The 18209-nt window shown below is 73.0% G+C and carries 21 protein-coding genes; 5 read left to right on the top strand and 16 right to left on the bottom strand.

Annotation, left to right across the window (positions count from 1 at the left end; translation table 11 throughout):
• The 16 genes from hypE to ACFQ87_RS37930 all read right to left on the bottom strand — a co-directional run.
• Positions 1 to 1013 (bottom strand): hydrogenase expression/formation protein HypE (gene hypE, locus ACFQ87_RS38005; RefSeq protein WP_380615510.1); only part of this gene is annotated, 1013 nt, incomplete at its 3' end.
• Between the two features lie 7 nt (positions 1014 to 1020).
• Positions 1021 to 2145 carry a hydrogenase formation protein HypD gene (hypD, locus tag ACFQ87_RS38000; protein ID WP_380615504.1) on the bottom strand — a complete coding sequence of 375 codons (1125 nt, stop codon included), beginning with the start codon at positions 2143 to 2145 and terminating at the stop codon, positions 1021 to 1023.
• Complete coding sequence (locus tag ACFQ87_RS37995) at positions 2142 to 2444, bottom strand: HypC/HybG/HupF family hydrogenase formation chaperone (protein ID WP_380615503.1); 303 nt, start codon at positions 2442 to 2444, stop codon at positions 2142 to 2144. Before ACFQ87_RS37995 ends, hypD begins: the two co-directional genes overlap by 4 nt.
• Before the next feature lie 6 nt (positions 2445 to 2450).
• Positions 2451 to 4769 carry a carbamoyltransferase HypF gene (hypF, locus tag ACFQ87_RS37990; protein WP_380615502.1) on the bottom strand — a complete coding sequence of 773 codons (2319 nt, stop codon included), beginning with the start codon at positions 4767 to 4769 and terminating at the stop codon, positions 2451 to 2453.
• Positions 4766 to 5512: a hydrogenase nickel incorporation protein HypB gene (gene hypB, locus ACFQ87_RS37985; RefSeq protein ID WP_380615501.1), complete on the bottom strand. Its 747-nt coding sequence runs from the start codon at positions 5510 to 5512 to the stop codon at positions 4766 to 4768. Before hypB ends, hypF begins: the two co-directional genes overlap by 4 nt.
• A gap of 4 nt (positions 5513 to 5516) precedes the next feature.
• On the bottom strand, positions 5517 to 5897 hold the full coding sequence (locus tag ACFQ87_RS37980) for a hydrogenase maturation nickel metallochaperone HypA (protein WP_380615500.1): 381 nt from the start codon (positions 5895 to 5897) through the stop codon (positions 5517 to 5519).
• Positions 5898 to 6013: 116 nt separating this feature from the next.
• A complete protein-coding gene (locus tag ACFQ87_RS37975) occupies positions 6014 to 6118 on the bottom strand; it encodes a DUF6893 family small protein (RefSeq protein ID WP_380615499.1) in 105 nt (34 codons plus the stop codon).
• Positions 6112 to 6618, bottom strand: coding sequence for a hydrogenase maturation protease (locus ACFQ87_RS37970; protein ID WP_380615498.1), 507 nt, complete (start codon positions 6616 to 6618; stop codon positions 6112 to 6114). The genes ACFQ87_RS37975 and ACFQ87_RS37970 overlap by 7 nt, the downstream gene beginning before the upstream one ends.
• Positions 6615 to 7985 (bottom strand): hypothetical protein, encoded by a 1371-nt coding sequence (locus tag ACFQ87_RS37965; RefSeq protein ID WP_380615497.1) that lies wholly within the window; start codon positions 7983 to 7985, stop codon positions 6615 to 6617. Before ACFQ87_RS37965 ends, ACFQ87_RS37970 begins: the two co-directional genes overlap by 4 nt.
• Entirely contained in the window at positions 7982 to 8626 is a 645-nt protein-coding gene (locus ACFQ87_RS37960; protein ID WP_380615496.1) for a DUF6084 family protein, read from the bottom strand. Before ACFQ87_RS37960 ends, ACFQ87_RS37965 begins: the two co-directional genes overlap by 4 nt.
• A 73-nt stretch (positions 8627 to 8699) precedes the next feature.
• On the bottom strand, positions 8700 to 9347 hold the full coding sequence (locus ACFQ87_RS37955) for a DUF5947 family protein (RefSeq protein ID WP_380615495.1): 648 nt from the start codon (positions 9345 to 9347) through the stop codon (positions 8700 to 8702).
• Complete coding sequence (locus tag ACFQ87_RS37950; RefSeq protein WP_380615494.1) at positions 9344 to 9811, bottom strand: thioredoxin; 468 nt, start codon at positions 9809 to 9811, stop codon at positions 9344 to 9346. Before ACFQ87_RS37950 ends, ACFQ87_RS37955 begins: the two co-directional genes overlap by 4 nt.
• Positions 9808 to 11595: a nickel-dependent hydrogenase large subunit gene (locus ACFQ87_RS37945; protein ID WP_380615493.1), complete on the bottom strand. Its 1788-nt coding sequence runs from the start codon at positions 11593 to 11595 to the stop codon at positions 9808 to 9810. The genes ACFQ87_RS37950 and ACFQ87_RS37945 overlap by 4 nt, the downstream gene beginning before the upstream one ends.
• Before the next feature lie 114 nt (positions 11596 to 11709).
• The gene (locus ACFQ87_RS37940) at positions 11710 to 12756 is read right to left on the bottom strand and encodes a hydrogenase expression protein HypE (RefSeq protein WP_380615492.1); all 1047 of its coding nucleotides are present in this window, start codon (positions 12754 to 12756) and stop codon (positions 11710 to 11712) included.
• Positions 12757 to 12889: 133 nt separating this feature from the next.
• Entirely contained in the window at positions 12890 to 14581 is a 1692-nt protein-coding gene (locus tag ACFQ87_RS37935; RefSeq protein WP_380615491.1) for an enoyl-CoA hydratase-related protein, read from the bottom strand.
• Between the two features lie 124 nt (positions 14582 to 14705).
• Complete coding sequence (locus ACFQ87_RS37930) at positions 14706 to 15122, bottom strand: hypothetical protein (protein WP_380615490.1); 417 nt, start codon at positions 15120 to 15122, stop codon at positions 14706 to 14708.
• Positions 15123 to 15285: 163 nt separating this feature from the next.
• On the opposite strand from ACFQ87_RS37930, the gene tnpB reads away from it, so the two are divergent.
• The 5 genes from tnpB (at position 15286) to ACFQ87_RS37905 (ending at position 18041) form a co-directional block, all read left to right on the top strand.
• Positions 15286 to 16176 carry an IS607 family element RNA-guided endonuclease TnpB gene (gene tnpB / locus ACFQ87_RS37925; RefSeq protein WP_380615489.1) on the top strand — a complete coding sequence of 297 codons (891 nt, stop codon included), beginning with the start codon at positions 15286 to 15288 and terminating at the stop codon, positions 16174 to 16176.
• Positions 16157 to 16687 carry an RNA-guided endonuclease TnpB family protein gene (locus ACFQ87_RS37920; RefSeq protein WP_380615488.1) on the top strand — a complete coding sequence of 177 codons (531 nt, stop codon included), beginning with the start codon at positions 16157 to 16159 and terminating at the stop codon, positions 16685 to 16687. Before tnpB ends, ACFQ87_RS37920 begins: the two co-directional genes overlap by 20 nt.
• Before the next feature lie 281 nt (positions 16688 to 16968).
• Positions 16969 to 17394, top strand: coding sequence for an SsgA family sporulation/cell division regulator (locus ACFQ87_RS37915; RefSeq protein WP_380615487.1), 426 nt, complete (start codon positions 16969 to 16971; stop codon positions 17392 to 17394).
• A 73-nt stretch (positions 17395 to 17467) separates the two neighbouring features.
• Entirely contained in the window at positions 17468 to 17842 is a 375-nt protein-coding gene (locus ACFQ87_RS37910) for a cupin domain-containing protein (RefSeq protein ID WP_380615486.1), read from the top strand.
• 1 nt (position 17843) lies between these two features.
• Complete coding sequence (locus ACFQ87_RS37905; RefSeq protein ID WP_380615485.1) at positions 17844 to 18041, top strand: hypothetical protein; 198 nt, start codon at positions 17844 to 17846, stop codon at positions 18039 to 18041.
• Positions 18042 to 18209: the final 168 nt, after the last annotated feature.

The following is an 18209-nucleotide window of genomic DNA, read 5'->3' as shown; positions in this document are numbered from 1 at the left end:
AATCCGGTGCGGGCGACGACCATCCCGGGGTGCTCCTCGACGCACTCGCCGATCACCGCCGCCTCCGCGCCGAGCGAATGAGCGCGCATCGCGGCGAGCACGGCGTCGGCCTCGCCGCGCGGGACGAAGGCGACCAGCTTGCCCTCGTTGGCGATGTACATCGGATCCAGGCCCAGCACCGCGCACGCGTTGGCCACCGGATCCGGGACGGGGACGGCGCGTTCGCTCAAGCCCACGCCCACCCCGGCCGCCACCGCGATCTCGTTCAGTGACGCGCCCAGCCCACCGCGGGTGGGGTCGCGCAGCACGTGCAGATCGGGCGTCACCGCGAGCATCGCCTCGACCAGCCCGCCCAGCGCCGCGCTGTCACTGCGCACCTCGACGCCGAACTCCAGGCCCTCCCGGACGCTCATGATCGCCACTCCGTGCAGTCCGATCGGCCCGCTGAGGATCACCACGTCGCCGGGGCGGGCCCGCTGAGGCCGGATGTCGACCCCGGCCGGGACGAGCCCGATGCCGGCGGTGTTCAGGTAGACGCCGTCCCCGTGCCCGGCCTCGACCACCTTGGTGTCGCCGGTGGCCACCTCGACCCCGGCCGTACGGGCGGCGGCGCCGAGCGCCCGGGCCACCCGGTCCACCACGGCCATCTCCACCCCCTCCTCCAGGATGAAGCCGCAGGACAGGTAGGCCGCCCGTGCCCCGCTCATGGCGAGGTCGTTGACCGTGCCGTTGACGGCGAGGTCGCCGATGCAGCCGCCGGGGAAGAACAGCGGCCGCACCACGTAGGAGTCGGTGGAGAAGGCGAGCCGGGCGCCGCCCAGCTCCAGGACGGCGGAGTCACCGAGCCCCTCCAGCATCCGCCCGCCGAACGCGGGCGCGAAGAGGTTCTGCACCAGCTCGGCGGACATCGCCCCGCCGCCCCCGTGCCCCATCACCACCCGGGGATGGTCGCGCAGCGGCAGCGGGCAGCTCCAGCCGGAGAAGTCCGGCGCGGCCGACTTCTCCAGCAGCATCTCGGTGTCAGCCAACGGGACTCGCCTCCTGGGGCGTGACCGGCGTGCTCAGCCGCCGGTAGAGGTAGTACGCGGCGCAGGCCCCCTCGCTGGAGACCATGGTGGCGCCGAGCGGGGTGCGCGGGGTGCAGACCGTACCGAAGGCCTCGCACTGGTGGGGCTTCAGCAGCCCCTGCAGCACCTCGCCGGCCCGGCACTGGGCCGGTTCCCTGGTGGCGATCCCCGCGACGTCGAAGCGGTACTCGGCGTCGTGGTCCCGGTAGTGCGGCGCCAGCCGCCAGCCGCTGCGCGGGATGACGCCGATGCCCCGCCAGGAGCGGTCGGCCACCTCGAAGACGTCCTCCAGCATGGCGCGGGCGGCCGGGTTGCCCTCGGGTCGGACGGCCCGCGGGTAGGCGTTGTCGACGGTGCGCTCCCCGCGCTCCAACTGCCGTACGGTGCGTCGGATGCCCTCCAGGATGTCCAGCGGTTCGAAGCCGGTGACGACGATCGGCACCCGGTGGCGCTCCGCGAGCGCCGGGTACTCGGCGGTGCCCATCACACTGCACACGTGCCCGGCGGCGAGGAAGCCTTGGACCCGGCAGTCCGGCGAGTCCATGATCGCCTCGATGGCGGGCGGCACCCGGACGTGCGAGACCAGCATGCTGAAGTTGCGCAGGCCCTGCTTCCTGGCCAGGTGGACGGCCATGGCGTTCGGCGGGGCGGTGGTCTCGAAGCCGATGCCGAAGAAGACGACCTCCCGGTCCGGGTTCTCCCGGGCGATCCGCAGGGCGTCGAGCGGCGAGTACACCACCCGGACGTCGCCGCCCTCACCGCGGACCCGGAAGAGGTCCCGGTCGGTGCCGGGCACCCGCAGCATGTCCCCGAAGGAGCAGAAGACGACCTCCGGCCGGGCGGCGATCGCGAGCGCCCGGTCGATCACCTCCAGCGGGGTGACACACACCGGGCAGCCCGGCCCGTGGATCAACTCGACCTCGTCCGGCAGGAGTTGGTCGATGGCGTGCCGGATGATGCTGTGCGTCTGGCCGCCGCACACCTCCATCAGCGCCCACGGCCGGGTGACCGTCGCCCTGATGTCGGCGAGCAGGCCCTCCGCCAGCTCGGGGTTGCGGAACTCCTCCAGGTACTTCACCGTCCGGCCTCCTCAGCCGCTCGTGTCGCGTCCCACTCCCCCGCCGCCTCCCACGGGTCGCCGAACTCCTCCTGCAGGAGCCCGAGTTCCTCGAACAGCTCCAGAGTCCGCCGGGCCGACTCCTCGTCCAGTCGCTGGAGCGCGAAGCCCACGTGGACGATCGCGTACTCCCCCACCTGCAGGTCGGGCAGGTACTCCAGGCACACGTCCTTGACCACCCCGCCGAAGTCCATGACCGCCATCCGGGTCCCGTCCCGCTCCTCGATCTCCGTCACCCTGCCGGGCACCGCCAGACACATCCGCTCTCACTCCTCCCGGGTGGCCGACGACCGGGCGGCCACCATCAGCTGGCCGAGCGCCAGCCCTCCGTCGTTGGGCGGCACCCGGCGGTGCCGCAGCACGGTGAAGCCGGCCTCTCCGAGGCCGCTCGCGCAGGCCGAGGAGAGCAGCGCGTTGGCGAAGACGCCGCCGCTGAGCGCCACCGTCGCGGTGCCGCACTCCTCCCGGACGGCCACGCAGATCCGCCGGACGACATCGGCCACCCCGGCGTGGAAGCGCGCGGCGATCAGCCCGGCGGAGGCGCCGGCGGCCACGTCCGCCACGACCCCGGCCAGCACCGGCCCGGGGTCGGCGATCCAACCGTCCGCCGCCGCCGACAGCCCGAACCCGTAGCCCGCCGCCGGGCCGAACCCGACCGCCGCCGCCTCCAGTTCGATCGCAGCCTGCGCCTCGTAGCCAGCCCGGTGGCAGACCCCTGCGAGCGAGGACACCGCGTCGAAGAGCCGGCCCATGCTGGACGTCGGCACGCAGTTCAACCCGCGCTCCAACTGTCGTTCCAGCAGGCGGAGTTCCTGCTGCAGGCAGGCCTCGACCGGCGGCAGCCCGGGCGTCCAGGGCAGCCCGGCCGCACGCAGGTGCGCCAGCGCCGTCCGGTACGGTCGCTCGACGGCGGCGTCCCCGCCCGGCAGCGGCACGTAGCCGAGGTGGGCGAGGCGGCGGAATCCGTCGTAGTCCGCCAGCAGCACCTCGCCGCCCCAGATCGCGCCGTCCTCGCCGTAGCCGGTGCCGTCGAAGGCCACTCCGAGCACCGGCCGTCCGCCGTCCAGGCCGTGTTCGGCCATCACCGCGGCGATGTGGGCGTGGTGGTGCTGCACCCGGCGCACCGGCCGGCCGGCGGCGGTCCGCTCGGCGTGCCGGACCGAGCGGTAGCCGGGGTGCCGGTCGGCGACGAGCAGTTCGGGCCGCACCCCGCTCACCGTGCCGAGCTGCTCGACCGCGCGGTCGAAGGCGCGCAGCGTGGCCAGGTCGTCCATGTCGCCGATGTGCCCGGACAGCCAGGCGTAGCCGTCGCGGGCCAGCGCGAAGCTGTTCTTCAGGTCGCCGCCGACCGCCAGCACCGGGCGGACGGATACCGGCAGCGGGAGCGGCAGCGGGACGTAGCCGCGCGAGCGGCGCAGCGGCAGCTGTTCGCCGTCCACCACCCGCACCACGGAGTCCTCGCACGGCACGTGGATCGGCCGGTCGTGGGTGAGCCAGCCGTCGACGAGCGGAGCGAGCCTGCCCAGCGCCTCCCGGTCGTCGGTGACGATCGGTTCGCCGGAGAGGTTGGCGCTGGTCATCACCAGGAGGTCCGGTCCGGGGGCGGCGAGGATCAGGTGGTGCAGCGGCGTGTACGGGAGCATCACGCCGAGGTCGGGGCTGCCCGGGGCGACCGCCGCGAGTTCGGGCGTCGACGGGAGGGTGCGGCGCAGCAGGACGATCGGCCGCACCGGGCCGGTGAGCAGTTCCCGCTCGACCGGGCCGACCGGCAGCAGGCCCTCGACGGTGGCGAGGTCACGGGCCATCAGGGCGAAGGGCTTGTCGCCGCGCCGCTTGCGCCGGCGCAGCAGGGCGACGGTCTCGGCGAGGCGCGCGTCGCAGGCGAGGTGGTAGCCGCCGATGCCCTTGACGGCGAGGACCGCCCCGTCGGCCAGCAGTCGGCGGGCCTCGGTGAGCGCCTCCTCCCCCGCCCGCCCGGCGGTTCCGGGGACGGTCAGCGCGAGCCGCGGCCCGCAGGCGTGGCAGGCGACGGGCTGGGCGTGGAACCGGCGGTCGGCGGGGTCGGTGTACTCCCGCTCGCAGTCCGCGCACATCGGGAACCCGGCCATGGTGGTGTTGGCGCGGTCGTACGGCAGGCCGGTGACGATGGTGTGCCGGGGGCCGCAGTTGGTGCAGCTGATGAACGGGTGCCGGTGGCGCCGGTCGGCCGGGTCGGCGAGTTCGGCCAGGCAGCCGGCGCAGACGGCGACGTCCGGCGGGATCAGGGTGGCGCGGGGGCCGTCGGCGCGGGACGGGGTGATGGTGAAGCCGCTGTCGCCGGTCGCGGCGAGCGGCGCGTACTCGACCGAGGCCACCTGGGCGAGCGGGGGCGCGTCGCCGGCCCCCCACAGGCAGAAGGCGTCCAGGGCCTCCCGGCTGCCCTCGACCTCGGCCAGCACGCCCTCGCCGGTGTTGGTGACGCTGCCGGCCAGCCCGAGTTCGCCGGCCAGCGTGAAGACGAACGGCCGGAAGCCGACCCCCTGCACGAGACCTCGGACGACGACCCGCCGCCGCTCGCGGTCGAGTTCCGGGTGACCGGCCGTCACCGGGGCGCCTGCGCCGCGTGGTGGTGACCCCCGTGCGAGTGCCCGTGCCCGTGCGAAGCGACGGCCATCACCGGCCGGTGCGGCTCGGCGCCGTCCAGCACCGCCAGCGCCCGTTCCAGCAGCGCCCCGACGCCGTCGCCGGTCCGGGCCGAGGTGTGCACCACCTCCACACCGGGGTTGACGCGCTGGACGTTCGCCAGGAACGCCGCCTCGTCGAACTCGGCGGCCGCGGCGAGGTCCGCCTTGGTCACCAGCACCAGGTTGGCCAGCCCGAACGCGGTCGGGTACTTGAGCGGCTTGTCCTCGCCCTCGGTCACCGAGGCCAGCACCACCCGCAACGATTCGCCGAGGTCGTAGGAGGCCGGGCAGACCAGGTTGCCGACGTTCTCCACGAACAGCAGCCGGCAGTCCTGCGGCAGCCAGCCGTCCAGGTGCCCGGCGAGCATCCGCGCCTCCAGGTGGCAGAGCCCGTCGGTGAGCACCTGCTTCACCGGCGCGCCCGAACGGGCCAGTCGCAGCGCGTCGTTCTCGGTGGCGAGGTCGGCGGTGAGCGCGGCAACCGCCACCCCGCGCCGCCGGGCCAGCCCCAACTCGGCCTCCAGCAGGGCGGTCTTGCCGCTGCCGGGGCTGGACAGCAGGTTCACCGCGACCGTCCCCCGGGCGGTGAGCGCCGTCCGCAGTTCGCGGGCGCTGTCGTCGTTGCGGGCGAGGACCGCCTGGCGCAGGTCGACCGTCTGGCACATCGCGTCAGCCTTTCTGTTCCGCCGGTGCGCCCGGGCGCCCGGCCCATTCGACGGCGAGGATCTGGAGCTCGCGCCCGGACAGCAGCTCGACTCCGCCGCCTCCGGAGCAGCTCGGGCAGCCGAGGTCGGGTGGCATGCCGACGGCCCACTCGACGGCGCAGGGCGCACACCGGGCCCGCCCCGCGACGGTCTCGGTGTCCAGCACCGCGCCCTCCACCAGCGTTCCGGCGCAGGCCAGTTCGAAGCAGAAGTCGAGGGCCTCGGCCACGACTCCGGCCAACTCGCCCACCTGTAGCCGCACCCGCGCCACCCCGGGGGCCCCGTGGTCGCGCGCGGCCGCGTCCACCTGCTCGACGACGGCGGCGGCGATCGACATCTCGTGCATCGGTCTCTTCCCACGGCGGGCGGCAACGGGCCCCATTACAGGGGGCGGTGGCGGCCACGACTCGAAGCCGCGCCGCCACCGCGCCCGGGGCTGCACCGTTCGCAGCAATCCGGGCCTCACATCCGCGAGATCTTCAGGTACCGCTTGAGGTCCGGCAGGCTCTGCCAGACCAGCGCGCCGATCGCCGCCAACAGGGCCGCGCAGAACAGCTTCCTCAGCATGGTGTTGTCTCCTTCTCCGGCTGCGTGGCCTCGTCCACGACCCGCAGGACCACTTGGACCGCCGCCTCGACGGCGGCGGCGACGGGCTCGCTCAGCCCGATGCCCTCCTCCAGCGACGCCGGCTCGCAGCCGACCACCAGCACCCGCCCGGGCGCTTCGCCGCCGGTACCGGCGGCGAGCGTGGCGAGCAGTGCGAGCACGGCGTCCGGCCCCATCCGGTGCCCGTCCAGCACCGGTACCTCCAGCGGCCCGGCGGCCGCCTCGATGAGGTAGACGGTGCCGGGTGCCCCGCCGCGGCAGGTGGCGTCCACCAGCACGGCGGTCCGGTAGCCGTCGAGCAGCCGGTACGCGAGGTCCACGCCGCGCACGCCGACGTCGACCACCTCGACGCCGTCGGGCAGCGGGTGGGTGGACAGCCGCCGGACGGTCTCGACCCCGAACCCGTCGTCGCCGAGGAAGATGTTGCCCACCCCGGCGACCAGCACGGTCCCACCCGTCACGACTCCTCCAGCAAAGTGACCTCGTCGGGCTGGAAGTATCGGAAGCGTCCCTGGGCCCGCCACAGGTCCGCGCCCGGGTCGTCCTCGACGGTGACGGCCAGGTGCACCGAACCGTCGACGTCGTGCAGCACCGCCTCGACGACACCGATGCGCCCGTCCAGGAAGAGGTCCTGGGCGTCGGTGCGCCGCCGTCCGGGCCGCAGCAGCACCCGGCTGCCGGCGCCGACCGGGTGGCCGTCGACCAGCACCCGGTCGCGTTCGGGGTCGACCTGCGGGTCGTTGCCCGGGTCCCACCAGGGCTGCTCCGCACCGCCGGCGCCGCCGGTGATCTCGCGCAGCCCGCGGACGGCCCCGTGCAGGCGCTCCAGCACCTCCGGCGGCATGGACTCCGCGAGGTCGATCACCGCCCCGGCCCGCTCGTCGGTGCCCCTGGCCTCCCGCTTCTCGTCCTCGGTCAGGGCCGCTGTCCGCAGCGCCAGGATCTCGTCGATCTCGGTGGCGTCGTACAGGGCGCCGAGGCTCTCCGGGGCGATCCGCGGGTGGTCCTCCAGGATGATCGGCGAGGACAGCATCACCTGGGACCCGCCGTCCGGGCCGGCCAGGACGGGCCAGGTGCGCTCGTTGCGGCAGCGTTCGACGACCGGCCGGGCCCACTCGGGCGGGTCGGTGACCGAATGGAACCGGCCCCGCTCCAGGCCGAGCAGCAGGTGGACGGAGACCAGGGAACGCGGCAGCGCCTCCTCGCGTCGGACCTGCGGGTCCGGCGTCCAGTCGGAGGTGTTTTCCACCACCGCCGTCAGCCGCTGCGCCCGGTACGGGCCGGACAGCTCCTCGGCCCTCAACCGCACCAGGCCGTCGATCTGTTCGCGCCGCCGCAGCAGCCGTCCGACGGCGGTGCCGTGCTCGTGCAGCAGCTCCGTGCCGCCGACGCCCGGCAGCCGGAACCCCCGCTGCACTCCTTCGTCGCTCAACTCGTCGACGGGCAAGAGGAGTTCGATCCTCTCCTCGACAGCCTCGTCCCATTCGACGAGTACCCGGTCGGCGAGTTCCAGCCGCTCCACGGGCTCGAACCCGCCGGTGGCGGAGACCCGTTCGACGGTGCGGTGCTGGACCCGCAGGAAGCGCAGCTCGACCGCCAGCCGGTCGTCGCGGCGCGCCTCCATCACGCATTCGGTGCGCTGGTGGGAGTGCTCGCCGCCCTGCCTGGTGTACTCCGGCGGTACCAGGACGCCGAACTGCCAGCGCAGCTGGTTCTTGGCCGCCGACGCGCGGTACGGGTACAGCACGTAGCCTTCCAGCAGCACCGCGTCGGCGATCTGCCGGGCGGCCGCGAAGCCGCGCTCGATCCCGTCGGGGAATCCGCTCACCGGGCCCCCTCCCCGACCGCCGCCGCGTTCAGCAGTTCCCGCACCGTCGCCTCCCACGAGGGCAGGGCCCGCCGGGAGCGGTAGGCCAGCAGGTCGTCCATGACGTCCTCCGGCAGGCGCAGCCAGCCGCAGCCGGGGAAGTGCTGGTCGATCGCCTCCCGCCAGACCCGCACCGGCATCCGCACCCGGGTCTCCCGGTCCCAGGGCACGGGGGTGACCTGGAAGCCGCCGGGGCCGGCGAAGGCGGTGCCGGAGAAGAGCAGCAGCAGCGGCACCTCGCCGCCGTCCAGGGCCCGGAAGTAGCGGGCGGAGGCCACCTCCAGGTCGTAGCCGCACGGCACCGCGAGGTCGGCCTCGGTCTCGCCGGTGAAGCCGGGCACCAGCAGCGGCACGGTGGCGAACTGGATCGGGTTGAGCGTGCTCGACCAGCGCTCCCGTTCGCCGAACAGGTCGCCCAGCCGCCCGCCCTCCCCGGTGGCGTACGACCGCCGGCCCGGTTCGATCCTCAGCTGGCACTGGAGGGCGAGGGCGTGCACCCGGATGTCGGCCGGCGCCGTGATCCGCAGCCGGAACACCAGGGTCGGCGCGGCCGCGTACGGGTCGGACCGCACGCCGGTGCAGCTGAAGCCCAGCGCGCTCATGCGCCCACCTCGCTGCGCTCGGCGAGCGCTTCGCGCAACGCCCACCTTTCGACGGTTCGCTCACTTCGTTCGCTCACGCCGTCACCGCCGCGGGCAGCGGGCGGGCCCGGGCGGCCAACCGCTCGAAGAAGGCGTCGAGTTCGGCCCGCACGTCGGCCCCGCCGTCGAAGCCGTGCCAGCACCGCCGCAGCCGGCCGACCAGCTCGTAGCAGAGGTCGATCGGCACCAGGAAGCACTCGACCCGCCGGTCGGTGCGGCGCAGCAGCAGTGCCTCCACGTCCGGTTCCAGGGCTGCGGCCAGCCGGCTGCCGCCGAGGGCGTGTTCCCAGGCCTCCTCGTCCACCTCGCTCTCGGTGGCGCCGGCCGGGCCGGGGTAGAACGCGAGCAGCCGGTCCAGGACGGCGTCGCGGAACAGGAACGCGGTGCCGACCGGGATCCCCAGTACCGACCAGGCCCGTTCGTCCACCGCACCGTCCGGGTCGACCAGGCAGCGGTCCGGCACGCTGCGGTAGCGGCCGCCGGCCGCGCCGGGCTCCTGGAACAGCAGTCCGCAGGCGGTGCAGGTGCAGGCCAGGGAGCGGTCCTCGACGTCCACCAGGTGGCGGTGGCCGGCGGCCAGGTCCCGGCCGCAGAAGGCGCACTGCTCGGGCCGCGGCGGCGCCGGCTCGCGCAGTCGGAGCAGCAGGGCGGTCCCGTCGCGGGAGACCCTTCGGGTGTTCACCGCGCCTCCGCGGGCAGCGGCGGGCGGGTGCCGATCTGGAGCAGCTGCGGGGCGCGCTCCAGCTCCAGGGCCGTCACCTCGGGCGCGTGGCAGGCGAGGACGGCCTCGACGTCCTGCTCCCCGCAGCCGCAGCCGGAGGAGGTCCGGCGCAGCCGCAGGGTGCCGGTGGCCGGTTCGAAGCCGAGCACCTCGATCCGCTCGGGCAGGGCGGCGAGCGCCCGGTCGATCCGGGCGGTGACGTCCTCGGGGTGCAGGTCGTGCAGGAGCAGCAGGGCGGCCACGGCGGGGTCGTCCAGCATCCCTTCCAGGGCGGGCGGGGGAAGGGCCGGGACGAGCCGGGTCAGGCCCTCGCCGTAGAACTCCATCAGGTCGCGGACCAGTTGCTCGCCCGCCCGCTCGGCGCCGCTGCCGGCCAGGGCGTCCAGCGCCTCCTGGATCCGCAGCCCGGTCTGCTCGGCCGTCATGCGGTGAGCCCGCTCAGGCCGGTGGGCACGTGCATGGTCTGCAGGGTGCGCCCGTTGCCGACGTACATGTGCACCCCGCAGGGCAGGCAGGGGTCGAAGCTGCGCACCGTGCGCATGATGTCGATGCCCTTGAAGTTCTCCGGGGAGTTCTCCTCGAAGATCGGCGTGTTCTGCACCGCGTCCTCGTACGGGCCGGGCGTGCCGTAACTGTCGCGGACGCTCGCGTTCCACGGGGTGGGCGGGTACGGGTGGTAGTTGGCGATCTTGCCGTCGCGGATCACCATGTGGTGCGAGAGCACGCCGCGCACGGCCTCGGTGAAGCCGCAGCCGATCGACTCGTCCGGCACCTCGAAGCGCTCCCAGGTCTGGCTGCGCCCGGCGCGGACCTCGTCGAGCGCCTTCTCGGCGAAGTGCAGGGCGGCGGCGGCCGCGTACGCCTGGAAGTAGGTGCGGGCGCGGTTGCGCTCGATGGCGTTGCTCCACTGCGGGATCTTCCACTCGAAGGTGACCTCGGGCTTGGTCATCGAGCGGGGCAGGTTGATCCGGACGCTGTGGCCGGTGGCCTTGATGTAGCCGATGTCGACCAGCCCGGACAGGGCGGTGGACCACAGACGGGCGATCGGGCCGCCGCCGGTGTCGAGGGCGAGGTGCTCCTTGCCGTCGAACCAGCGCGGGGACATCACCCAGCTGTACTTGTCGTCGAAGTTGCGCTTCTGCGGCTGCGGGATGGTGTGCTGGTTCCACGGGTGCCGGGGGTCGACGGGGTTGCCCAGCGGGTCGTGGGTGACGAAGAGTTCCTTGCCCTGCCAGTCCTCGTAGTAGGAGCTGCCGAGAAGGATCCGGATGCCGAGGTTGATCTGCGTCAGGTCGTTGGTGACGAGCTTGCCGTCCACGACGACACCGGGGGTGACGAACATCTTGCGACCCCAGTCCGTCATGTTGCGGTAGGTGAAGTCGCAGTGGTCCGGGTCGTTGAGGCTGCCCCAGCAGCCGAGCAGGATCCGGCGCCGACCGACCTCCTCGTAACCGGGCAGCGCCTGGTAGAAGAAGTCGAAGAGGTCGTCGTGCAGCGGCACGACCTTCTTCATGAACTCGACGTAGCGCATCAGCCGGGTCAGGTAGTCGGTGAACAGCTGTACCGTCGCGACCGTGCCGACGCCGCCCGGGTAGAGCGTGGAGGGGTGCACGTGGCGGCCCTCCATCAGGCAGAACATCTCCCGGGTGTACCGGCTGACCTGGAGCGCCTCGCGGTAGAACTCGCCCTCGATCGGGTTGAGCGAGCGCATGATGTCGGCGATCGTCTTGTACCCGTGGTCGCCGGCGTGCGGGGCCTCGGTGCGCTCGGCCAGCTCCAGGACGCCGGGGTTGGTCTCACGGACCATCTTCTCGCAGTAGTCGACCCCGACCAGGTTCTCCTGGAAGATGTTGTGGTCGAACATGTACTCGGCGGCCTCGCCGAGGTTGATGATCCACTCGCCGAGGTGCGGGGGCTTCACCCCGTACGCCATGTTCTGGGTGTAGACGGAACAGGTGGCGTGGTTGTCCCCGCAGATCCCGCAGATCCGGCTGGTGATGAAGTGCGCGTCTCGCGGGTCCTTGCCGCGCATGAAGACGCTGTAGCCGCGGAAGACCGAGGAGGTGCTGTAGCACTCCGCGACCTTCCTCTGCTTGAAGTCGATCTTCGTGTGGATGCCCAGGCTGCCCACGATCCGGGTGATCGGGTCCCAGGACATCTCCGTCAGGCCACTGCCGTCGCCGGCCGCCCTGGTCGTCGGTGTTGCCATCGTGTCTGCGTGTCCTTGTCTACGGGGTCTGTGGGGTCTACGGGGTCTGCGGGTCTACGAGCGGGGCGGAGGTCGACGGGGCCGCACACCGGGGCGGCGTGCGGCCCTCCCCTGTCACCAGGGCGGGCGGTAGCCCGTGGCCAGGTGGCGGCCGGTGCGGCGCCACTTCGGTTCCTTGTCGACGGTCTTCTGGGTGATCGCGCGCAGCCGCCGGACCAGCGATCCGTAGGTGGTACTGGCTCCGGTGGAGACGCGCGAGCCGGGCGGCGGGTCCATGAAGGGCATGAACTTGTCCGGGAAGCCCGGCATGGTGCAGGCGATGCAGATGCCGCCCACGTTCGGGCAGCCGCCGATGCCGTTGGTCCAGCCGCGTTTGGCGACGTTGCACTTGACGACCGGGCCCCAGCAGCCGAGCCGCACCAGGCACTCGGGGGTGCCGTAGTCGGTGGCGAACTGACCCTGTTCGTAGTAGCCGCCGCGGTCGCAGCCCTCGTGCACGGTGGCGCCGAACAGCCAGGCGGGGCGCAGCTTGTCGTCGAGCGGGATCATCGGCGCGGAGCCGGCCAGCTGGTAGAGCAGGTAGGTGAGCGTCTCGGCGAAGTTGTCGGGCTGGATCGGGCAGCCGGGCACGCAGACGATCGGGAGTCCGGCCTTGGACTTCCAGTCCCAGCCGAGGTAGTCCGGCACGCCCATCGCGCCGGTCGGGTTGCCGGCCATCGCGTGGATGCCGCCGTACGTGGCGCAGGTGCCGATCGCCACCACGGCGGTCGCCTTGGGGGCGAGCCGGTCCAGCCACTCACTGGTGGTGATGGGCTGGCCGGTGGCGGGATCGTCGCCGAAGCCGCACCAGTAACCCTCCTTCTTGATCCTCTCGTTGGGGATGGATCCCTCGACGACCAGGACGAACGGCTCGATCTCGCCGCGGTCGGCCTTGAAGAACCACTCGACGAAGTTGTCCGCGCCCTGGACCGGGCCGCACTCGAAGTCGATCAGCGGCCAGTGCACCGCGACCTTGGGCAGGCCGGGCAGCGCGCCGGTGACGATCTCCTCGATGCTCGGCTGCATCGCGGCGGTCAGCGAGACGGAGTCGCCGTCACAGCTGAGGCCGGCGTTGATCCAGAGAATGTGCACCACGTCGGTGTCGGTTGTTGCAGCACCCATGAGGATGCCTCCTCGGGGATGGGAGCCGGACGAAATGGCTCGAAACCAGTCATAGCAACCGATCGGATCGAACGCCGGTCCAAAGACCCGACCGGGTTCCCCCCGAGGACGCAAACGGGCGGGGCCGTTCGGGTCACGTCCGCGCGGCGGGCCCGGTGGGCGCGGGGCGCTTGCGGACGAACGCGGACCGCAGCGCGTGGTACGGCGATTCGGGGGTGAAGAACTGCCGGTGCATCACCGCGAGCTCCTCCTCCCGGTACGCGTCCAGCGGCTTCGCCCGCTCGTCGGCCTCGCGCGCGGCCTTCTTCGCCGTGATCCGGTGCTGGGTGGTGGGCGAGGCCGCGAGCAGCCCGGCCAGGCGGGCCGCGCTCGGCCCGAACTCCTGCGGCCCGCAGTCCAGTACGCGGTCGACCAGGCCGATCCGCTCGGCGGCCGCAGCCGATACCGGGAGCGCCTGCCGGGTCAGCCGCTCGGCCGCCGCCGCGCCCACCCGGCGCGGCAGGGTGTACGTCCAGTACTCCGAGCCGTACAGCCCCATCAGCCGGTAGTGCGGATTGAGGACGGAACCGCCCCGGCACCACACCTCGTCCGCGGCCAGGGCCAGCATCACGCCGCCGGCCGCGGCGTTCCCCGCGACCGCGGCGACCACCAGGCGGTCGGTGGTGGTGAGCACCGCGTCGACCAGGTCGTCCATCGCGGTGATGTTGGCCCAGGACTCGGCCGCCTGGTCCGGCGCGGCCTCGATGACGTTGAGGTGGATGCCGTTGGAGAAGAAGTCCCGGCCGCCGCCGAGCACCAGCACCGAGGTCGGGCGGGCGACGGCGAAGCGGTACGCCGCCAGCAGCCGTCGGCAGTGGTCGGTGGACATCGCGCCGCCCGGGAACGAGAAGCGCAGGAAGCCCACCGGGCCGTCCTCTCGGTAGCGGATGTCCGACCACGCCGGGCCCTCGTGCTCACCGGGCACCAGCGGTGCCGCCACCTCGGGCAGCGGCGGCAGCAGGGCGCCGAGGGCCGTCACCGCCGGGAGCTTGAACGTGGCGGGCCCGCCGGGCGTGCGGCGGCGGCGAAGTTCGGGGATCCACACTGCGCCGTCCGGGGTAGCCCGGCACACCGCCCCGGCCCGGGTGGCGAGCAACTCGCCCGGTCGGCCGCGCAGCACCGGCTCGCGGTGGCCGCCGTGCAGGTACCAATCGCCGCCGCACAGCGTGTCGAGCACCCCGGGCTGGGAGTCGGCCGCACGGAGCCTGCGCAGCACCGCCTCGGTGGAGTCGCCCGCCCAGTCGATCCGGCGCTCCTGCTGGCGCAGGAAGGGCCGGGTGCGCACCGCCTCCCGCCAGCCGGGGCCGTGCTGCGGCTGCGGCAGGTACGCGCCCGAGGCGACGCGCTCCACGGCGAGCAGCGTGGCGGCCACGGCCGCGTCGGAGACCTCGTTGCGGTACAGGTCGCTCTTGCCGCACGCGGGCAGCCGGCAGGGGGCCCAGGCCCAGACCGGTCCGGCGTCCATCTCCGCCTCGGCCTGGAGCACGGTGACGCCCCACTCGGCGCGGCCGTCCTGGATCGCCCGGTCGAGGGAGGAGGGGCCGCGGTCGCCCGGCGGGCCGGGGTGGACGATCAGACAGGTGAGCTCCGACCAGACGTCCTGCGGGATCGCCGTGCGCAGCATCGGGGCGATCACCAGGTCCGGCCGCAGGCGGTCAACCGCGTCCGTCAACTCGTCGTCGTCACCTGCCAGTTGGAAGTCCACCGCGTGGCGCCGGTCGCGCAGTTCGGCGTGCAGCCGCTGGCTGAGGCTGTTGAACGCGCTGGCGAGGAGCAGGATCCGCATGTCCGCCTCCGACGGTGAGGGCCTCCGGGAACCCGGAGATCATGACCCCGGACCCGCCCGGCCCCCGGCCCGGCCGCCCCGCCGCGCCGCCCGTTCACTCGGGCGGCGGGGCGGCGGCGCTCGCTCAGAACCAGCGCCGGCGGCGACCGAGCAGCAGGACGGTCAGGGCGACGACGGCGGTCCCCTCGGCCCGGGCGGCGAGCGTCTTGTCGCCGAACCAGAACGGCTCGTACATGTTCGGCAACGGCCCGAGGGCGCCGACGTCCACGTAGTGGTAGAGCAGCAGAGCGCCGAGCCCGGAGGCGGCGACCGCCCAGGCGAAGAGGTCGCCGGACCGGTGCCGCCACAGGATCAGCAGGACCACGGCCAGGCTCGCGGCGGCGGCCTCGGCGCGGAACAGGGTGCCCTGGGTGATGGAGTCGCCGACGGCGTCGTACTGGTCGGCGAGCCGGGCGTGGACGGCCGCGTCCACGGCGAGTCCGGCGGCGGCCAGCAGGCGCAGGACGAGGTGGGTGAGCCTTCGGCCTTCCGGAAGGGCCATGGCCGGTCAGCCGACCGTGAGGACGGCCGGGCGCAGGAGCGCGGCGGCTGCCCGGAAGGAGCGGGGGCTGGTCATGTCGGGGCTCCGTTCGGGAAGGGGGTTGCCAGCTGTTGTCAATTTCATCAGCATTCCTCAATAATTCGAGCATTTCTCCCGGCTGCGGGTGGCGGCCGGTACGGTCGTCTGGCTGATCGTGACGCAGGCGTACCGGTTCGCGCTCGACCCGACTGCGCGTCAGGTCGATGCGTTGCTGCGTCATGCCGGTGCGGCCCGGGTGGCCTACAACTGGGGCCTGGCACGGGTGAAGGCGAACCTGGCGCAGCGGGAGGCGGAGAAGTCCTACGGAATCGCCGACGACGACTTGACGCCCGCGCTTTCGTGGTCGGTGTACTCGCTCCGCAAGGCGTGGAACACGGCCGAGGCGGATGTCGCGCCGTGGTGGGCGGAGTGCTCGAAGGAGGCTTACGCAACCGGCCTTGACCGGCTCGCGACCGGACTCAAGAACTGGCAGGACTCCAGGCGTGGCAAGCGCAAGGGCCCGCGTGTGGGCTTTCCCGGCTTCAAGTCGCAGCGGAGGGCGAACCCGTCGTGCCGGTTCACGACCGGGGCGATACGGCTGGACGGCCGCACGCATGTCGTGCTGCCCGTCCTCGGCAGGATCAAGACGCACGAGTCCACGCGTAAGCCGGCCCGCAGGGTCGAGCGGGGGACGGCGCTGATCAAATCGGCGACGGTCCGCAGGGAGGCCGGGCGATGGTTCGTGTCGTTCACGGTGGAGGTGGAGCGAGCCGAACCCGTGCCGGCCCGGCCGGACGCGGTGATCGGCGTGGACCTCGGCGTAAAGACCCTCGCCGTGTTCTCCGACGGCCGACCGGCCGCCGACAACCCGCGCCACTACGATGCGGCCTTGCGGAAACTGCGTCGCCTGTCCCGCACGGTATCGCGCCGCCAGGGTCCCAACCGCCGTACCGGGCAGCGGCCGTCGAAGCGGTGGCAGCGCGCGAACGACGCCCGCAACCGGGGTGCACCACCGGGTGGCGAACCTGCGCCGTGACGGCATCCAGAAGTTGACGACCGAGCTGGCTCGCGAGTACGGCACGGTCGTGGTGGAAGACCTGAACGTCGCCGGGATGGTCAGGAACCGCACGCTTGCCCGCGCGGTCTCCGATGCCGGGTTCGGTGAGATCCGCCGCCAGCTCAGCTACAAGTCGGTGTGGAACGGTGGCCGTCTTGAGGTCGCCGACCGGTGGTTCCCCAGTTCCAAGACGTGCTCCGGATGCCAGGCAGTGAAACCCGAACTGCCGCTGCGGGTACGTACGTTCAACTGCGGGGCGTGCGGACTGGTCATCGACCGGGACGAGAACGCCGCGCTCAACCCCGCCGCCCTGGTGAAGTGGCACGTCGCCGGGAATGGCCCGGAGACGGTAAACGGACGTGGAGCCGACCGTAAGACCGGGCCTCGCCCGGCAGGTGGCCGTGAAGCGTCCACCCCGCACCGGGCGGCCCCCGCCCGGATCAGACGGGGACCTTCGCCCAGCAATGGGCGAATCACTGGGATTCACTGAATCCCAGTGCAACGGCACTGACCCGAGCACGTATGTCGAGGATCCCGGCGGACAGGGCCGCCACGGCCAGGCCAAGGCCCCCGAACAGTCCGGAGTTTCATTCCCACGGGTGACAGTGAGGGCCGGGGCTTGAGCCGCGCGGGGACGGTCCGCTCACGGTGTGCGAAGGGGTTGTGGAGGTTCCGGCCCCGCGCGGTTCCCGTCGGCGCACCGGGTAGGCGCCCCTCAGGTGCGCCGGTCCGCCCCGAGCCGGCCCGTCGTGATCACAGGAGGCCGATTCGATGCAGTTGTCCACGGTCCGCCCGGTGCCCGTCACGTTCCCGGACAGCGCGCTGCCCGACGTCCCCGTCGACGCCGAACTCCGCTTCGATGCCAGCCTGCCGTACGCGGCCTGCCTGGCCTTTCCGCTGACTCCGTGCCGGTGCACGGGCGACAGCGCCCAGGTGTGCTGGTACTTCAGCCGTGAACTGCTGAACGAGGGCCGGCACGGGCCCGTCGGCAGGGGCGACGTGACGGTCCGTCCGGGTCCGGAGGGCGAGGTCCTCATCACCCTGCGGGGGCCCACCGGCAACGCGGCCGTGCTCAGCGCCCCGGGGGAGACCGTCACCGCGTTCCTCTCGGAGTCCTTCGCGCTGGTGCCCGCGGGATCGGAATCCGACCACCTCGACGTCGACGCCGCCGTCGCCCGGCTGCTCGCCGACGACTGACCGGACGCACCCGCCCTTCCGTAGAATCCGCAGGTCGATCCCGCCGTACCCCACTCACCTGCAGGAGGCCGCTTTGACGCCCAACCCCGGGCCCGGTGTGCTCACCCAGTTGGAGTCGCTGCTCCACGACGCTCCGGCCGACCGGAGCGGGGCGCTGTGGCGACTCGCCGAGGAGGGGCGCCAGTTGGACGCGAACATCATCCGTCTCCCGCCGAACGCGGAGGTCGCCGAGCACGTGGAGCCGGACCTCGACGTCCTCGTCCAGGTGCTCGACGGGAGCGGCCGCCTGGAGACGGCCAACGGTCGACAGGCCCTCGCACCCGGGTGCACGGCCTGGCTGCCGCACGGCGCCCGGCGGGCCCTCGCCGCGGACGCGGACGGCCTGGTCTACCTCACCGTCCACCGCCGCCGGCCCGGCCTGGCCATCCGCCCCGCCCCCGCTTCGTAGCGTGCCGGGTACCGGCGGGGAGGTGCCCGGGGCCGTCAACTGCCTCGACGTACCGCACCCCAAGGACCCCGAGGCCTACGGGCGTAGCAACGCCTGCGTCACCGACGCCGTGGACGGCTACCTCGTCGACCTCAAGCCGGTGCCGACGGGAGCCGCCTGCTGTCCGCCGGCCCCCTGCCACCGTCAACCTCCGCGATGATGCGGTTGTATCAGAATCGGACGGCGCTGAGCACCGTCACGCGGGGCGGGAACGAACGGGCCCAGGGGGGAGGGGGGGGGGGGGCAAGGGAACGGGCCAATGTTCCCCCGGGGGGAGGAGGAGGGGGGACATAACTCCCTCCCCGAGAAGAGGAGGCACCACATACCG

It is taken from the genome of Kitasatospora sp. NPDC056531, from assembly GCF_042794375.1.
Classification (GTDB): domain Bacteria; phylum Actinomycetota; class Actinomycetes; order Streptomycetales; family Streptomycetaceae; genus Kitasatospora.
Note: the sequence above shows the minus strand (reverse complement) of the source record. Positions and strands in the feature narration are given on the sequence as shown.